The sequence below is a fragment of the Sphingomonas sp. ABOLG genome, assembly GCF_003950435.1.
Lineage (GTDB): Bacteria > Pseudomonadota > Alphaproteobacteria > Sphingomonadales > Sphingomonadaceae > Sphingomonas > Sphingomonas panaciterrae.
Map to the genome: position 1 here is coordinate 189,458 of NZ_QQWW01000007.1, position 13,530 is coordinate 202,987.

A 13,530-nucleotide genomic window follows, 5' to 3' on the forward strand; every position below is an offset into this window, starting at 1 on the left:
GTGGATCGCGGCCCGGCAATCAGCTGTCGCCTTCGCCGACGAAGCTGAGTTCCAGCTTCTTGGAGCTGGCCGGCACGTCGAGCTTGGCCGAGTTGAAATCGATCGCGCTCTTGGGCGCCAGCGTGCGCTGCTGCGGGATGATCGTCCAGGTGTAGACGATCCGGTTCTGGTCATCACGCAGGTCGGCGCGAATGTCGGGAACGCGCTGCCGCTCGTTCGACGGGTTCAGCACCTTGCCGCTGACCGCGAACAATTCGCTGCCGTTGCTGATCTCCCGCCGCTCGATCGGATTGTCGATCAGCCGCAGCGGCGTTTCCTCCGGCCCGAAATTGAGCCCGAGCTGAGAGGCGAGGCCCGGCGCGCTGGTCCACAGGATGGCCCCGACCGCGACCAGCATCAGCAGCGCAGCGAGCACCGCCGCAATGGTCCAGCGGCGCGCCGGGTTGATCCGCGGGCGGCTGCCGGGAGGCGGGACGGCGCCGTTGGCTGCCGGCGGCGACACGGCCGCGGCGAGCGCGGATGCAAAGGAAGTCGGCGCAGCGGTGGCAGGCGGCGAAGCGACTGCAGGGGGGGCAGCAACTGCAGGGGGCGTGTTGTTGGACGTCGCCGAAGAGGGCGTGGCTGGCGCCTCCGTTGCCCGCTGCGCGGGCGGTGGATCGGATGCTGGTGCGTCGGCAGCGACGGTCGCCATCTGCGGGCCGGCGGCAAGCGCCTCGATCGCACGCGCGTCAGGCGCCTGGTGCCAGCTGTGGCGGCAATTGGCGCAGCGCACCGTGCGACCCTCCGGGCCGATCGATGTGTCGGGCACCAGATACCGGGTGCGGCATTCGGGACATTCGAGGATCATCGCGCGTCGTTACCGGCGTAGGACAGAAGGGCTGAAGCCATCGCGAATCTAAACACGCCCTGCGCCCCGCTTGCAAGCGGAGGTTGAAGCGGAAGGCTGCATCGTGCGATGGCGCGTGCAAGACATCGGTGGTTCAAGGGACAAGCAGCGCCGCAATGGCGAATATCGTGCAGTTCGAGAATGTGGGGCTGCGCTACGGGCAAGAGCCTGAAACGCTTTGCGACGTCAGTTTCGCGCTGGCCGCCGGTTCCTTCTATTTCCTGACGGGCGCGAGCGGCGCGGGCAAGACATCGCTGCTGCGTTTGCTGTACCTCGCGCAGCGCCCCAGCCGGGGCGTCATTCGCCTGTTTGGTGAGGATGCCGTGACCATGCCGCGCAGCCGCCTGCCGGGCTTTCGCCGGCGGATTGGCGTTGTCTTTCAGGACTTTCGGCTGGTGCCCCATCTGTCGGCGGCGGATAATGTCGCGCTGCCGCTCAGGATTGCAGGGATGCCGGAAGCCGAGATCGCAGAGCCGGTGAGCGAGATGCTCGCCTGGGTCGGGTTGGCGGAGCGCGCCGACGCGAAACCGGCGACGCTGTCGGGCGGCGAGCAACAGCGTGTCGCCATCGCGCGGGCGGTGATCGGGCGCCCGGAAATGCTGGTGGCCGACGAGCCGACGGGCAACGTCGACCCGGAAATGGCGGAGCGATTGCTGCTGCTGTTCGATTCGCTCAATCGGCTGGGCACGACGGTGGTGGTGGCCACCCACGACTTGCACCTGATGCACCGGGTGCCCGGCGCGCAGATGATGCGGCTGGTGAAAGGCCGACTGCAGGATCCCACGGGGACGTTGCGTCACCCACCGGCGCGAGAACTGCCATGAGCGGGGGCGGCGAGCGGACCCGGCGCGTCCTGGACGAAGCGCGCGGGGTGCGGGCGATGGTGTGGATCATCGCCATCATGCTGTTCCTGACGGTGCTGGGCGCGGCGCTGGGGCTGGCCACGCGCAATGCCGCGAGCGGGCTCGAGAACCAGCTCGCCGGGCGCGCGACGGTGCAGATCGTGACCGGCGACCCGGCACGTCGCCAGGCGGAGGCGGACCGGGTCCTGGGCGCGCTTCGCCGGCTGGACGACGTGCGCGCAGCGACGCCGGTGGACCGCGGCGAACTGGCCGCGTTGCTGCGCCCGTGGCTGGGGGACGCGGGCGCTGATCCCGACCTGCCGGTGCCGACGATGATCGACCTGGAACTGGCGAGCGGCGAACCGGGGGCGCTCGACCGGGTGCGTGCGGCGGTGACGAAGATCGCGCCGGCGGCGCGGGTCGATACGCATGAGGCATGGATGACGCCGGTGGCGGATTTCCTCGACCTGATCGTGCTGATCGCGGCGGTGCTGGTGATCCTGCTCGCGGGTGCGACCGCTGCGGTGGTGGTGCTCGCGGCGCGCGCGGGGCTGGAGGCGCATCGCCAGACAATCGAGATCATGCACATGCTGGGGTCGACCGATGTGCAGGTCGCGCGGCTGTTCCAGCGGCGGATCGCGCGTGATGCGGCGATTGGCGCGGTGATCGGCGGGGTGGCGGCGCTCGCGATGCTGCTGCTGATCAGCGCGCAGGCCGCGGGGCTTGGGTCCGAGTTGCTGGGGCAGGCGACACTGGGGCCGCTGGGCTGGGCGACGCTGGCGCTGCTGCCGGTTGCCTTTGTCCTGCTGGCCGCGCTGGCGGCGCGGCTGGCGATCACCCGCACGCTGGAGCGCGTCCTGTGATTTCGCGGTTCGTCGGATTGCTGGCGGTCGCTTGGGCGCTGGGCTTCGCGGTGTTCATGCTGAGGCTGGCCGAACCGGCCGAGCCCTCGTTGACCACCGACGCCATCGTCGTGCCGACCGGCGGGCCGGGGCGCATCCCCCGGGGGCTGCAGATGATCGACGAGGGGCGCGCGAAGCGGATGCTGGTGACGGGTGTCGCCACCGGGCTGCGCAAGGCGGACCTGATCGCCGCGAACGGGCATGAGCGGGCGATCGCCTGCTGCGTCGACCTGGGCCGGGAGGCGGTGGACACCAGGTCCAATGCCGAGGAGACCGCGCGCTGGATGCGGGAGCATGGCTATAAGTCGGTGCGGCTGGTGACGTCGGACTGGCATATGGCCCGCGCCCGGATGGAGCTGGGTGCGGCGCTGGACGGCGACGTCACGATCCATCGCGACGGCGTGCGTGCCGAACAGCCGCTGGGCCGGCTGGTCAACGAATACAACAAGCTGATCCTGCGGCGGATCGCCTTGTGGGCAGGAATTGACGGGATATGAACTGGTTACGCACGATCCTGTATCAGATCGTCTTTTACAGCGGGTCGGTGCTGATCGTGCTGGCCGTGCCGCTGGTGGCACCGTTCGGGCAGAAGGCGACAGTCCATCACGCGCATCGCTGGGCGCGGCTGAACCGCTGGGCGGCACGCGTGTTCCTGGGCGTGACGACGCGGGTCGAGGGGGAGATCCCCGAGGGTCAGTTCCTGTTCGCGGCCAAGCACCAGTCGATGTACGAGACGACCGAGCTGCAGCTGATCCTGGGCGGGCCGGCGATGGTGCTGAAGCGTGAGCTGAGCCGTATCCCTTTATGGGGTTGGGCGACCAAGCTGTACGGGTCCATGTCGGTCGATCGCGAGGCGTCGGCGAAGGCGCTGCGGCGGTTGATGGCGGAGGGCAAGGAGCTGCGCGCGCAGGGGCGGTCGGTGATCGTTTACCCTGAGGGAACGCGCGTGACGCCGGGGGAATCGCCGCCGCTGCGGTCGGGCTTTGCCGGGCTGTACAAGGCGGTGAACCTGCCGGTGGTGCCGATCGCGCTCGACAGTGGGCGGTTCATGCCGAAGAAGGGGCCGAAGCGGCCGGGGGTGGTGACGATCCGCGTTGGAACGCCGATCCCGGCGGGGCTACCGCGCAAGGAAATCGAGCAGCGCGTGTGGCAGGCGATCAATGCGCTGGAGCCCGGCGCGCAGGGGTAAGCGCGGCCGCCGGGCGGGTGCGAATGGCCTCAAAGCGGCGGTGAGCGGCCGCCCTCCGGCGAATTTTGGCCGCGTCAGTCGTGCTTGCGGCCAAAGTCCGCGGCGGCATCATCCTGCCCCTGATCGACGATCGAGCGGCGGATCGTGCGGGTGCGCGAAAACAGGTCGAACAAGGTGTCGCCATCGTCCCAGCGGATCGCGCGCTGAAGGTGCGACAGATCCTCGCTGAAGCGTTGCAGCATTTCGAGCACCGCGTCCTTGTTGGCGAGGAACACGTCGCGCCACATCGTCGGATCGGACGCGGCGATGCGGGTGAAGTCGCGAAAGCCGCCGGCGGAAAACTTGATCACTTCCGACTGGGTGACCTCCGCCAGATCGTTGGCGGTGCCGACGATCGTATAGGCGATGAGGTGCGGCAGGTGGCTGGTCACCGCCAGCACGCGATCGTGATGGTCCGGGGCCATGATCTCGACCGTGCTGCCGAGCCGGCGCCAGAATTCGGCGACCCGCTCGGTCGCGGCGGGATCGCCATCGGGGAGCGGGGTGACGATGCACCAGCGGCCGCGGAACAAGGTGGCGAAGCCCGCCTCCGGCCCGCTCTGTTCGGTGCCCGCGACGGGATGTGCGGGAACGATCGTGGCGTTGGGCAGCGCGTCGCGCAGCGCGCGAACGACCTCTGCCTTGCAGCTGCCGACGTCGCTGACGATCGCGTCGGCAGGGAGATCGGCCGCCATTTCCGCCGCCGCCGCGCCCATCGCACCGACGGGGACGCACAGGATGACGAGATCGGCGTCGGTCACCGCGGCGCCGATCGTGTCGGTCACGTCATCGACGATCCCGAGCGCGTCGGCACGGCGGCGCACGTCGGGATCGGCATCATGCCCGACGAGCGCGACGGTGGGCATATAATGACGCACCGCACGCGCGACGGAGGAACCGATCAGGCCGAGGCCGATGATGGTAACGCGTGCGAAGGGAAGCATCATGCCACCTTGGGTCAGGCCGCGCGGGCCGCGAGGAACGGGAGAGTGATCATTCGGCGCCGGCGAGCGTGCGCAGCGCCGCGATGACGCCGCGGGTTTCATCCTCGGTGCCGATGGTGATGCGCAGGCCGTGGGGGAGACCCTGGCCGGGGAGCCAGCGGACGATATAGCCGGCGTCCATCAGCCCCTTGTACGCGGTCTCCGCGGTCAGATCGCCCTCGAACACCACCAGCACGAAATTGGCCTGGCTGGGGATGGCGCGAAGGCCGGCATTGCCGAGCTTCGCGATTTCGTCCGAGAACCATGCCCGCCACTTCGCATTGTGGGCGGCGGCGTTGGCGACGAAATCGGTGTCGCCGAGCGCGGCGATCGCCGCCGACTGACCGGCGATGGTGATCGAGAAGGGCAGGCGGATGCGGTGCATCGCCTCGATCAGCGGCGCGGCGCCATAGCCCCAGCCGATGCGTTCGGCGGCGAGGCCGTACATCTTCGAGAAGGTGCGCGTGACCAGAACGTTCGAGGCACGTTCCGCCAGCGCCATCGCGCCATCATCGTCCGCGCCGTCGATATATTCGGCATAGGCATGGTCGAGGACGAGCAGGATGTCGTCGCGCAGGCCAGCGTGCAGCCGCTCGATCTCGCTGCGCGGCGCATAGGTGCCGGTCGGATTGTTGGGATTGGCGACGAATACCATCGTGGTGCGATCGGTGACGGCGGCGAGGATCGCGTCGACGTCGGTCGCATAATCCTTGTCCGGGGCGATCACCGGCGTCGCGCCGGTACGGCGGGTCGCGATCGGGTATACCGCGAAGCCGTAATTGACGTAGATCACCTCGTCACCCGGCCCGGCGAAGGCGCCGGCGGCAAGGTGAAGCACCTCGTCCGAGCCATTGCCGTAGATGATCCGCGCGGGATCGAGCCCGTGCTTGGCGGCCAGCGCCTCGCGCAGATCGGCGGCGCCGGCATCGGGATAGCGTTCCAGGCTGGTCGCCGCGGTGGCGAATGCCTCACGCGCCAGCGGGCTGGTGCCGAGCGGGTTTTCGTTGGAGGAAAGCTTCGCGACCTTGCGCCCATCCTCGGTCGTCGAGCGACCGGGAACATAGGGCGCGATCTGCATGATCCATGGCTTGGGAGCGGGTCCGTTCATGGCGCGGGCGTGTAGCGGGGGGCGGCGCAGCTTGGCAATGTGGCGGCGGCATTTCGGCGCAAGCAACGCGGCACCGAATGTTCGGTACACGAATGGTTTGCTTGCGCCGCGCACAATGCTAGCGCGCACAGCATGTCCGCCGACGACCAGCGTTTCGGTCTCCAGCGCCACGTGATCCTGCCCGGCCCGCTGCCGCTTGACGGTGGGGGCCAGCTCACGCCGGTCGAGATCGCCTATGAGACCTATGGCAAGCTGGCGCCAGATGGCGGCAATGCGGTGCTGATCTGCCACGCGCTCACGATGGACCAGCATGTTGCCGGCGCCAATCCGCGCACCGGCAAGCCCGGCTGGTGGACTCAGATGGTGGGGCCGGGTCGCCCTGTCGACACCGACCGTTTCTTCGTCGTGTGCGCCAACGTGCTGGGCAGCTGCATGGGTTCGTCCGGGCCGGCGACGATCAACCCGGCGACGGGCACGCCGTTCGCGATGAGTTTCCCGGTCATCACGATCCGCGACATGGTGCGCGCGCAGGCGATGCTGCTCGACCATCTGGGCATCGGGCGGCTGAAGGCGGTGATCGGCGGGTCGATGGGCGGGATGCAGGCGCTGAGCTGGCCCGCGACCTTCCCCGATCGGGTCGAGGCGGCGGTGATCATCGCCTCGGCCGCGCGGCATTCGGCGCAGAACATCGCGTTCCACGAGGTCGGCCGGCAGGCGGTGATGGCCGATCCCAATTGGCGCGGGGGCGATTATTACGGCCATTCGGCGCCCGCCGCGGGGCTGGCGGTGGCGCGGATGGCAGCGCACATCACCTATCTGTCGGAGGCCGGGCTGACCGAGAAATTCGGTCGCAAGCTGCAGGCGAGGGAGGCCAAGACGTTCGGCTTCGACGCCGATTTCCAGGTCGAGAGCTACCTGCGGTACCAGGGCATTGCCTTTGTCGATCGGTTCGACGCCAATTCGTACCTCTATATCACCCGCGCGATGGATTATTTCGACCTGGCGGAGGAGCATGGCGGGCTGCTGGCCAATGCATTCCGCCAGACGCGCGCCCGCTTCGCACTGATCAGTTTCGATACCGACTGGCTGTATCCGACGCGCGAGTCGCGCAGCATCGTCCATGCGCTGAACGCGGCCGGGGCGCCGGTCAGCTTCGTCGAGCTGTCGAGCCCCTATGGCCATGACGCCTTCCTGCTCGATTCGCCCGAGATGAACCGCGTCGTCGCCGGGTTCATGGGGACGGGCGCATGACGCCGGGCGCAGGCAATCTGCGCGCCGACCTGGCGATCATCGCCGACCATGTCGCGCCGGGCAGCCGCGTGCTGGACGTCGGATGCGGCGACGGGGCGCTGATGGCGGCGCTGCGCGATGGCAAGCAGGCGGACGCGCGCGGGCTGGAGCTTGACCCCGGCAATGTCGCGGCGGCGGTGGGGCGCGGGCTGAGCGTGATCCAGGGGGATGCCGACGTCGACCTCGCCGGTTACCCCGATGCGAGTTTCGATTACGCCATTCTGAGCCAGACGCTGCAGACGTGCCGCGCGCCCGACGTGGTGCTGCGCCACCTGTTGCGCATCGGCCGCCACGCCTTTGTCAGCTTTCCCAATTTCGCGCACTGGCGCGTGCGGCTGTCGCTACTGTGGGGCGGGCGGATGCCGGTGACCCGGCTGCTGCCCGAACGCTGGTACGATACACCGAACATTCATCATCTGACCGTAGATGATTTTCGAGCGCATCTGAAAGAACAGGGCATCGCTGTAGAGGGCGCCTGGTTTCTGTCGGGTGACAAGAAAACAACATCTGCCGCAGCAAATATCCTGGCAGAACATGCGATATTCCTGCTGCGGGGAACGAAACACCCTTAATCTGTGTTGCGCAATCCAATCATGCCCAAGACTGCACTCATCATTGAAGACGAGATTTTCGTGGCGCTCGACCTCGAGCGGATATTGACTGATGCCGGCTACAAGGTGGCCGGGATCGCCGCCGACAGCGACCAGGCACTGGCCGCCGCGCCGGAATGCGAGATCGCCTTCGTCGACATCAACCTGCGCGACGGGCCGACCGGGCCGCAGATCGCCGAGCGGATCGCGCGCGATTATGGCGTGAAGGTGGTGTTCGTCACCGCCAATCCGGCGCAGATCGGCATCCCGTCAGAGGCATTGGGCTATGTACGCAAGCCGTTCAGCGACCGCGCGATCCTGGCCGCGGCAGCGCTGGCGAGCGGGATCGGCGAACCGGCCGACGACGAAGTGATCCGGATCAGCCGGACCGGCTGAACGAGGCGACCGGCGCCTCCATCACCAGTTCTAGGCCCGTCGGCCGCCAATCGCGCGTGACCGCGCCGCCGAGCTGGCGCACCGCGCTCAATTCAATCAGCTGGGTGCCGAAGCCCGCGGCGATCGCGCTTGCGTCGATGCCGGGGCCGCCCTCTTCGCGCCAGACGATCCGCGCCGTCGCTTCATCGCGGCTGATCGCGATCCACACGCGGCCGCCGGCGACCGAGAGCGCGCCATATTTGCTCGCGTTGGTGGCAAGCTCGTGGAACAGCAACGCCAGCGGCGTGGCCGCGCGATCGTCGACTGCGATATCGGCGCCGCTGATGACCAGCCGCTCGCCGGGATGCGCCTGATAGGGGGCGAACAATTGCTCCAGCAGGCCGCGCAGGCTGTCCTGATGCGCCGAGGGGCGCGAATGCGGGCTGTGCGGACGGACGAAATCATGCGCCTTGCCGAGCGCCGCGATGCGCGCGCGCAGGTCCGCGGCGAGCGGCACCAGTTCGGGATGGGCGCGCGCGGCGACCTGGATCAGCCCGCCGATCACGGCGAAGATGTTCTTGATGCGGTGCGACAGTTCCTGGCTGATCACCTCACGCTCTTCGAGCGCAAGTTTCTGCTCGTGAATGTCGGTGCAGGTGCCGAACCAGCGGGTGATCCGCCCCTTTGAATCGCGGATCGGCAGCGCCCGGCCGAGCACCCAGCGATAGGTGCCGTCGAAATGGCGCAGGCGATATTCGATCTGATAGGCGTCGCCAGTGGCAAGGCTGTGCTGCCACACCTGCCACGCGCGGGCCTGATCGTCGGGGTGGAACATGTCGTTCCAGCCCTCGCCATCGGTGGTGCCGGCCGGCGCGCCGGTGAATTCATACCAGCGTGCGTTGTAATAATCGTGATAGCCGTCGGGCAGCGTCGACCAGACCATCTGCGGCATGGTGTCGGCGAGCGTGCGGAAGCGTTCCTCGCTGTCGGCGAGCGCGGCGCGCTGCTCTCGCTGTTCGCGCGCAACGCGGCGGGCCTCCAGCCGGGAGATGGTGGCAGTGGCAAGGATTTCGAGGCCGCGGCGCTGGAAGTCGTTGAGCGGCGCGCGCGGCGACGTGTCGATCACGCACACCGCGCCGAGCGGCGTCCCCTCTCGCGAGACGAGCGGGGCGCCGGCGTAGAAGCGGATGAACGGATCGCCGGTGACGAGCGGATTGTCGCGGAAGCGCCCGTCCTGCGTCGCGTCGACGACCTCCATCACGGCATGGCCGTGCATCGCGTGGGCGCAGAAGGATTGCGAGCGCGGCGTGCCGTCGACGTCGAGGCCGACGCGCGACAGGAAGAACTGGTCCTGCTGCTCAACCAGGCTGACCAGCGCGATGGGCGCCTGGCACAGCTCGGCCGCGAAGGCGGTGAGATCGTCCAGCAGGCCTTCGTCGCGCGCGCCGGCGAGGTCATAGAGCTCCATCACGCGGGCGCGTTCAAGCTCGTCGAGTTCGGGCAGGGAGGAGAGCGTAACCATTCCTTCCGGGAAGTTCGGGTGGGGATCAACCGACGAAGGGCGAGGTTGATCCCGATCATGAAGCGGCGCCGCCATGGCCTGGTGGGAAAGGTGGGTGGTCAACGCGGCGCCCTGGTCACTGGACCAGCAATGGCCGTGCCGTGAAAGGAAAGATGCATCCAGTTTGCCCCGCCTGAAACCTTCGGCCGAGCGCTAGCATATTGCGCGCGGCCGTTCGAGTATCGCCACCGCGCCGGCTCGCTGATCGTGCGCGTTACGCCTTTGGGGTGATCGCGATGCTCAGGGGAAGCGCCTCACCCGCGGGGATATCGAGCAGGGCGCGGTCGAGATGCGGGACGAGGCCGAGCGCCGCCCAGGGCTGGGTTTCCGAATTGGTCTCCCCGGCGTTGAACGAGGTGCGCACCTCGATCAGGCCGTCGCGATAGTCGGCGGCACGCAGCAACGCCTGGGTGGCGGTGGCGGCGAGCTGTTGCAGATGGGCGCGGATGGCGTCGGGAAGAGCGAGGCGGCCGGTGGTGGCGGCATGGTCGATCAGGTGGAACGCCCGCAGCGCCAGACCGAGCTTGTAGGTCCAGAAGCCGGTGTCGACGAGATCGTCGTCGTCCATGCTCCGGCTGATGACGATCGTGGGATGATCGAGCGGGTCGTTGCCGTAGCTGGAGCTGGTCGGGGTGGCGATGCGCAGCGCGGTCACGCCGGCCGCGATGGCGGCGGCGAGGGCGGTGCTCGGCGGCTCGGTGCAGGCGCGGCGGCCGAGCGCGAGCAAGGCGGCGCATTGGCTGTCGAGCTCCGGCCGCCAGGGCGCGTCGGGAAGGCCGCCGCCGAATACGGCGGCGTCCGGATCACCGGCGACCGGGGTCTGTGTGTCAAGGAGCAGGTTCGTCAGCCGGTCGGCAAGGCGGTCATAGCCGGCGTCGGGATGGACGCGGGCGATCGTGTCGAGCGAGAGGATGACGAAGGCGAGGCCGCGCACGAAAATCCGTTCGTGAACGTTCGGATCGTCGGGGCGCAGGTGATCGCGGTAGAGCGACAGGTGCCGGTCGTACCAGGCGCGCAGCGTCGTCATGCGATCGGGCGGCACCGCGCCGTAGGCGCCGGTGCTGCCGAAGAAGAGCCAGGTGGCGACCGCGTTCAGCTCCACCCCCGTATCGTAGGACATGCTGGGATCGCGACACCAGCCGCCGTCGCCGGCGTCGTGGATCAGATCGCGATACTCGGCCGCCCGGTCATAATAGCCGCCGGTCGTCACGAGCCGCGTGTCGCGTACCACGAAGGGCGTGCGGCGCGTGGCGGCGCGGCCGCGATAGTGAAGGCGGAGGCCGGTCAGTTGCTCGTCGTTGGTGACGGCTGAGAGCTCCGTCGCGGCGTCGGCGGGCGCCATGTGCACGCCCACGGCATGGCCGGGCAGGCTGCGGCTTTCCCACAGGCACAGATAGGGCATGGCGGCGGCCGACAGCGGCAGGGAACCAAGCGCGGGAGCGATGTGCGCCCGGGACGTGCTGCCGAGCGTGGTGAGCGTGTCGAAATGCCCGAGCTGGTCGAGATCGCCCAGCCCCGGGGTGACGGCGATGTCCTTCAGGGTCACGAAGCGCGCCGGCCGGACGGCGAGTTCGAACCCAATGGTGCTGCGGTCTGCCGCGAGCGAGTAGGTACAGGTCACGGTGGCAAGTTCGCGAGTGACGTCGCCGGGATCGCGAATGGTGCTGACATGGCGCAGCATCACGCGGTCGCCGTCGTGCTTCACCTCCTGCGCGAAGATGGCGGCGGCGAGGTCGCAGGTGACCGGCCGGCCGCGCCAGCTGGCGGTCAGCGTGGCGGGGACGAAGCAGACGATCGGGCGGGTGCGCCCGTCGTTGAAGCGGATCGCCTGCTGGATGCGGCCGCGCGAGAGGTCGCCAAAGGTGATCGTAAAGGGCGTCGCCACCTTGAGATCGTGCGGATCGTCCGATTCCACGCGCAGGTCGGCGGGGCCGATGCGGCGGTGGATGAGGCCTGCCGGGGACAATGCCATCACCAGATCGATGAGGCGCGAGGCAAGGTCGGGCTGCTCCGCGGCCAGCGTGGGGAGGCAGAACAACTCGGCCACCTTGCCCGCGTCGTCGCCCCAGAACCAGCGCGTGCCGGCAAAAGGCAGCGCGGTTTCGGCGACGGCGACGAGGCCGCTGTCGTCGCTGACCTGCTGCACCAGATCGCGCGCAATCAGCCGCGCCATCGCCGTCAGCGCCTCATCGGCGGACAGTTCGGCGTGCGGCGTGGTGGTGGCGGCGACCAGCGCCGGTGAGGCATGGGTGCGGGCCCAGGCCATCATCGCGGTCAACGCGCCGGTGTGCGCCCGGTCTGCCGCGGGCCCGGCGCGATCGGACGGCGCGAGGACGATGAACACCGCATTGGCGAAGACGGGGCGGTACAGGATCAGCAGCGGGTAGAGGCTATCCGCGGGGATCGAGGTGTAGTCGCCCTTGTGGATCGCGATCGCCGCAAACCCCTGCGCGATCGGATCGGCCATGTCCTGCGGGCAGATGGCGCCAGGAAAGGCGTGGTGAAGCGGTGCGGGGACCACCAGCCGTGCGGTTTCATCGGCAAGGCCGGTCAGGAAATCATGCAGGCTGCGCCATTCGGGATCGCTCAGCGTGGCGGCGAGATCGGGGGCTGACGGCCCGGTCGCCGTCAAAGCGAATAGCCCCCGCGCAATGCGCCGTCGGGATGCTTTGCCGCCGCTGCATGGCGGCGGCTGGTGCGCACCAGGACGGTGACGGTCACCACCAGCCAGCCCGCGGCGACGATGGCAAAGGCGAACAAGGCGAGACGCGTCAGGCCAAGGATGATCAGCAGCGCGGCCACGGCGGCAAAGAAATCGCGCATGGTGAGCCAGATCAGCCACTGCATGACGGCGGACCGCCGCTTGCCGACATGCCCCTTGATGACGTCGAAATTGACCGGCTGGCCCGATGCCTTGGCCCGCCGCCCAATCAGGAACAGGCCGCTGGCCAGCATGACCAGCCCGGCCGCGCCGGCGAGGCTGGCGGACACATCGCCGCTCAGCGCCAGATTGACCGTCACGCCGGTCACGAAGGCGAGGTTGGTCAGCGCGTCGACGAGGCTGTCGAGCATGGCGCCGCGATCCGACGTGCGCCACGTCGCGCGCGCCATTTCCCCATCGACGCCGTCGAAGATCGAGGCCGCCTGGAAGAGGATCGCGCCCAGGATCAGCCCCGGATGCCCGCCGAGCAGCAGCGAAAGGATCATTGCCAGCCCCAGCGTTGCGGTGCCCAGGGTTGCGTGAAACGGGGTGATGCCCGGGCATCGCAGCAGGGTGCGGGTAATCCGCTGCGAGATGGGACGATTGAGGTAGCGCGAGACGATGCCGTCCGTCGTCTTGCCGGTGCCGGCGATGATCGTCCGGCTGGCGTGGCGCAGCGCGAGCGCGGGATCCTCAGCGCCCCAGGTGACCGGGGCGAGGGCCGACTGGACGGCGGCGGCAACATCCCCGCCGGGGGCGAGATCTGCCAGGGCGGCGACCAGCGCCTCGCCATCGACGCGGAGCGCGCCGGGGGCGGGCGATCCGCCGAGCACGAGGTGCAGGCCCAGGGCAAGACGCCGGCATTCGGCGCGGCAGGCGGCGCCGGGCGTCCACGATCCTTCGGCGGTGATGATGCAGCGGATATCCTCGCCGGCAAAAGCCTCCGCCACGCCGCGCGCCGCGCGCGCCGCAGCGGGAATGCCGGCCACGCGGTATTCGGCAGCGGCCGCGCTGCGGAAGACGATGTCGATCACGGACAGGCTGTCTGCTTGGTTCACGGGTAC

Annotated in this window: 13 protein-coding genes; 7 read left to right on the plus strand and 6 right to left on the minus strand. The window is 68.8% G+C overall.

Features of this window, described 5'->3' with window-relative positions:
• Nucleotides 1–19: 19 nt before the first annotated feature.
• A complete protein-coding gene (locus CA236_RS10615; protein ID WP_046408639.1) occupies nucleotides 20–847 on the minus strand; it encodes a zinc-ribbon domain-containing protein in 828 nt (275 codons plus the stop codon).
• A 155-nt stretch (nucleotides 848–1,002) separates the two neighbouring features.
• On the opposite strand from CA236_RS10615, the gene ftsE reads away from it, so the two are divergent.
• Genes ftsE through CA236_RS10635 form a run of 4 tightly spaced genes read left to right on the plus strand, consistent with a single transcriptional unit; the run spans nucleotide 1,003 to nucleotide 3,819 of the window.
• Nucleotides 1,003–1,710 carry a cell division ATP-binding protein FtsE gene (gene ftsE, locus CA236_RS10620; RefSeq protein ID WP_046408640.1) on the plus strand — a complete coding sequence of 236 codons (708 nt, stop codon included), beginning with the start codon at nucleotides 1,003–1,005 and terminating at the stop codon, nucleotides 1,708–1,710.
• On the plus strand, nucleotides 1,707–2,591 hold the full coding sequence (locus CA236_RS10625) for an FtsX-like permease family protein (RefSeq protein WP_125945557.1): 885 nt from the start codon (nucleotides 1,707–1,709) through the stop codon (nucleotides 2,589–2,591). The genes ftsE and CA236_RS10625 overlap by 4 nt, the downstream gene beginning before the upstream one ends.
• Entirely contained in the window at nucleotides 2,588–3,127 is a 540-nt protein-coding gene (locus CA236_RS10630) for a YdcF family protein (protein ID WP_046408643.1), read from the plus strand. The genes CA236_RS10625 and CA236_RS10630 overlap by 4 nt, the downstream gene beginning before the upstream one ends.
• Nucleotides 3,124–3,819, plus strand: a complete 696-nt coding sequence (locus CA236_RS10635; RefSeq protein WP_125945558.1) for a lysophospholipid acyltransferase family protein — start codon at nucleotides 3,124–3,126, stop codon at nucleotides 3,817–3,819. Before CA236_RS10630 ends, CA236_RS10635 begins: the two co-directional genes overlap by 4 nt.
• Nucleotides 3,820–3,893: 74 nt before the next feature.
• On the opposite strand, the gene CA236_RS10640 is transcribed toward CA236_RS10635, so the two are convergent.
• Together CA236_RS10640 and hisC are read right to left on the minus strand one after the other, a co-directional pair.
• Nucleotides 3,894–4,802: a prephenate/arogenate dehydrogenase family protein gene (locus tag CA236_RS10640; protein WP_046408679.1), complete on the minus strand. Its 909-nt coding sequence runs from the start codon at nucleotides 4,800–4,802 to the stop codon at nucleotides 3,894–3,896.
• A gap of 49 nt (nucleotides 4,803–4,851) precedes the next feature.
• Nucleotides 4,852–5,949 (minus strand): histidinol-phosphate transaminase, encoded by a 1,098-nt coding sequence (hisC, locus tag CA236_RS10645; protein ID WP_125945559.1) that lies wholly within the window; start codon nucleotides 5,947–5,949, stop codon nucleotides 4,852–4,854.
• A 132-nt stretch (nucleotides 5,950–6,081) separates the two neighbouring features.
• Between hisC and CA236_RS10650 the strand changes: the two genes are divergently transcribed.
• The 3 genes from CA236_RS10650 to CA236_RS10660 are packed head-to-tail and all read left to right on the plus strand — an operon-like array spanning nucleotide 6,082 to nucleotide 8,225.
• Nucleotides 6,082–7,200, plus strand: coding sequence for a homoserine O-acetyltransferase (locus CA236_RS10650; protein WP_125945560.1), 1,119 nt, complete (start codon nucleotides 6,082–6,084; stop codon nucleotides 7,198–7,200).
• A complete protein-coding gene (gene metW, locus CA236_RS10655) occupies nucleotides 7,197–7,811 on the plus strand; it encodes a methionine biosynthesis protein MetW (RefSeq protein ID WP_125945561.1) in 615 nt (204 codons plus the stop codon). Before CA236_RS10650 ends, metW begins: the two co-directional genes overlap by 4 nt.
• A gap of 21 nt (nucleotides 7,812–7,832) precedes the next feature.
• Nucleotides 7,833–8,225, plus strand: a complete 393-nt coding sequence (locus CA236_RS10660; protein ID WP_164518910.1) for a response regulator — start codon at nucleotides 7,833–7,835, stop codon at nucleotides 8,223–8,225.
• Here CA236_RS10660 and CA236_RS10665 read toward each other — a convergent pair.
• From CA236_RS10665 to CA236_RS10675, 3 genes are all read right to left on the minus strand, one after another.
• Nucleotides 8,209–9,726 carry a PAS domain-containing protein gene (locus CA236_RS10665; protein WP_125945562.1) on the minus strand — a complete coding sequence of 506 codons (1,518 nt, stop codon included), beginning with the start codon at nucleotides 9,724–9,726 and terminating at the stop codon, nucleotides 8,209–8,211. The genes CA236_RS10660 and CA236_RS10665 overlap by 17 nt on opposite strands.
• Before the next feature lie 253 nt (nucleotides 9,727–9,979).
• Nucleotides 9,980–12,397, minus strand: a complete 2,418-nt coding sequence (locus CA236_RS10670; RefSeq protein ID WP_125945563.1) for a hypothetical protein — start codon at nucleotides 12,395–12,397, stop codon at nucleotides 9,980–9,982.
• Nucleotides 12,394–13,524 (minus strand): CDP-alcohol phosphatidyltransferase family protein, encoded by a 1,131-nt coding sequence (locus CA236_RS10675; RefSeq protein ID WP_125945564.1) that lies wholly within the window; start codon nucleotides 13,522–13,524, stop codon nucleotides 12,394–12,396. The genes CA236_RS10670 and CA236_RS10675 overlap by 4 nt, the downstream gene beginning before the upstream one ends.
• Nucleotides 13,525–13,530: the final 6 nt, after the last annotated feature.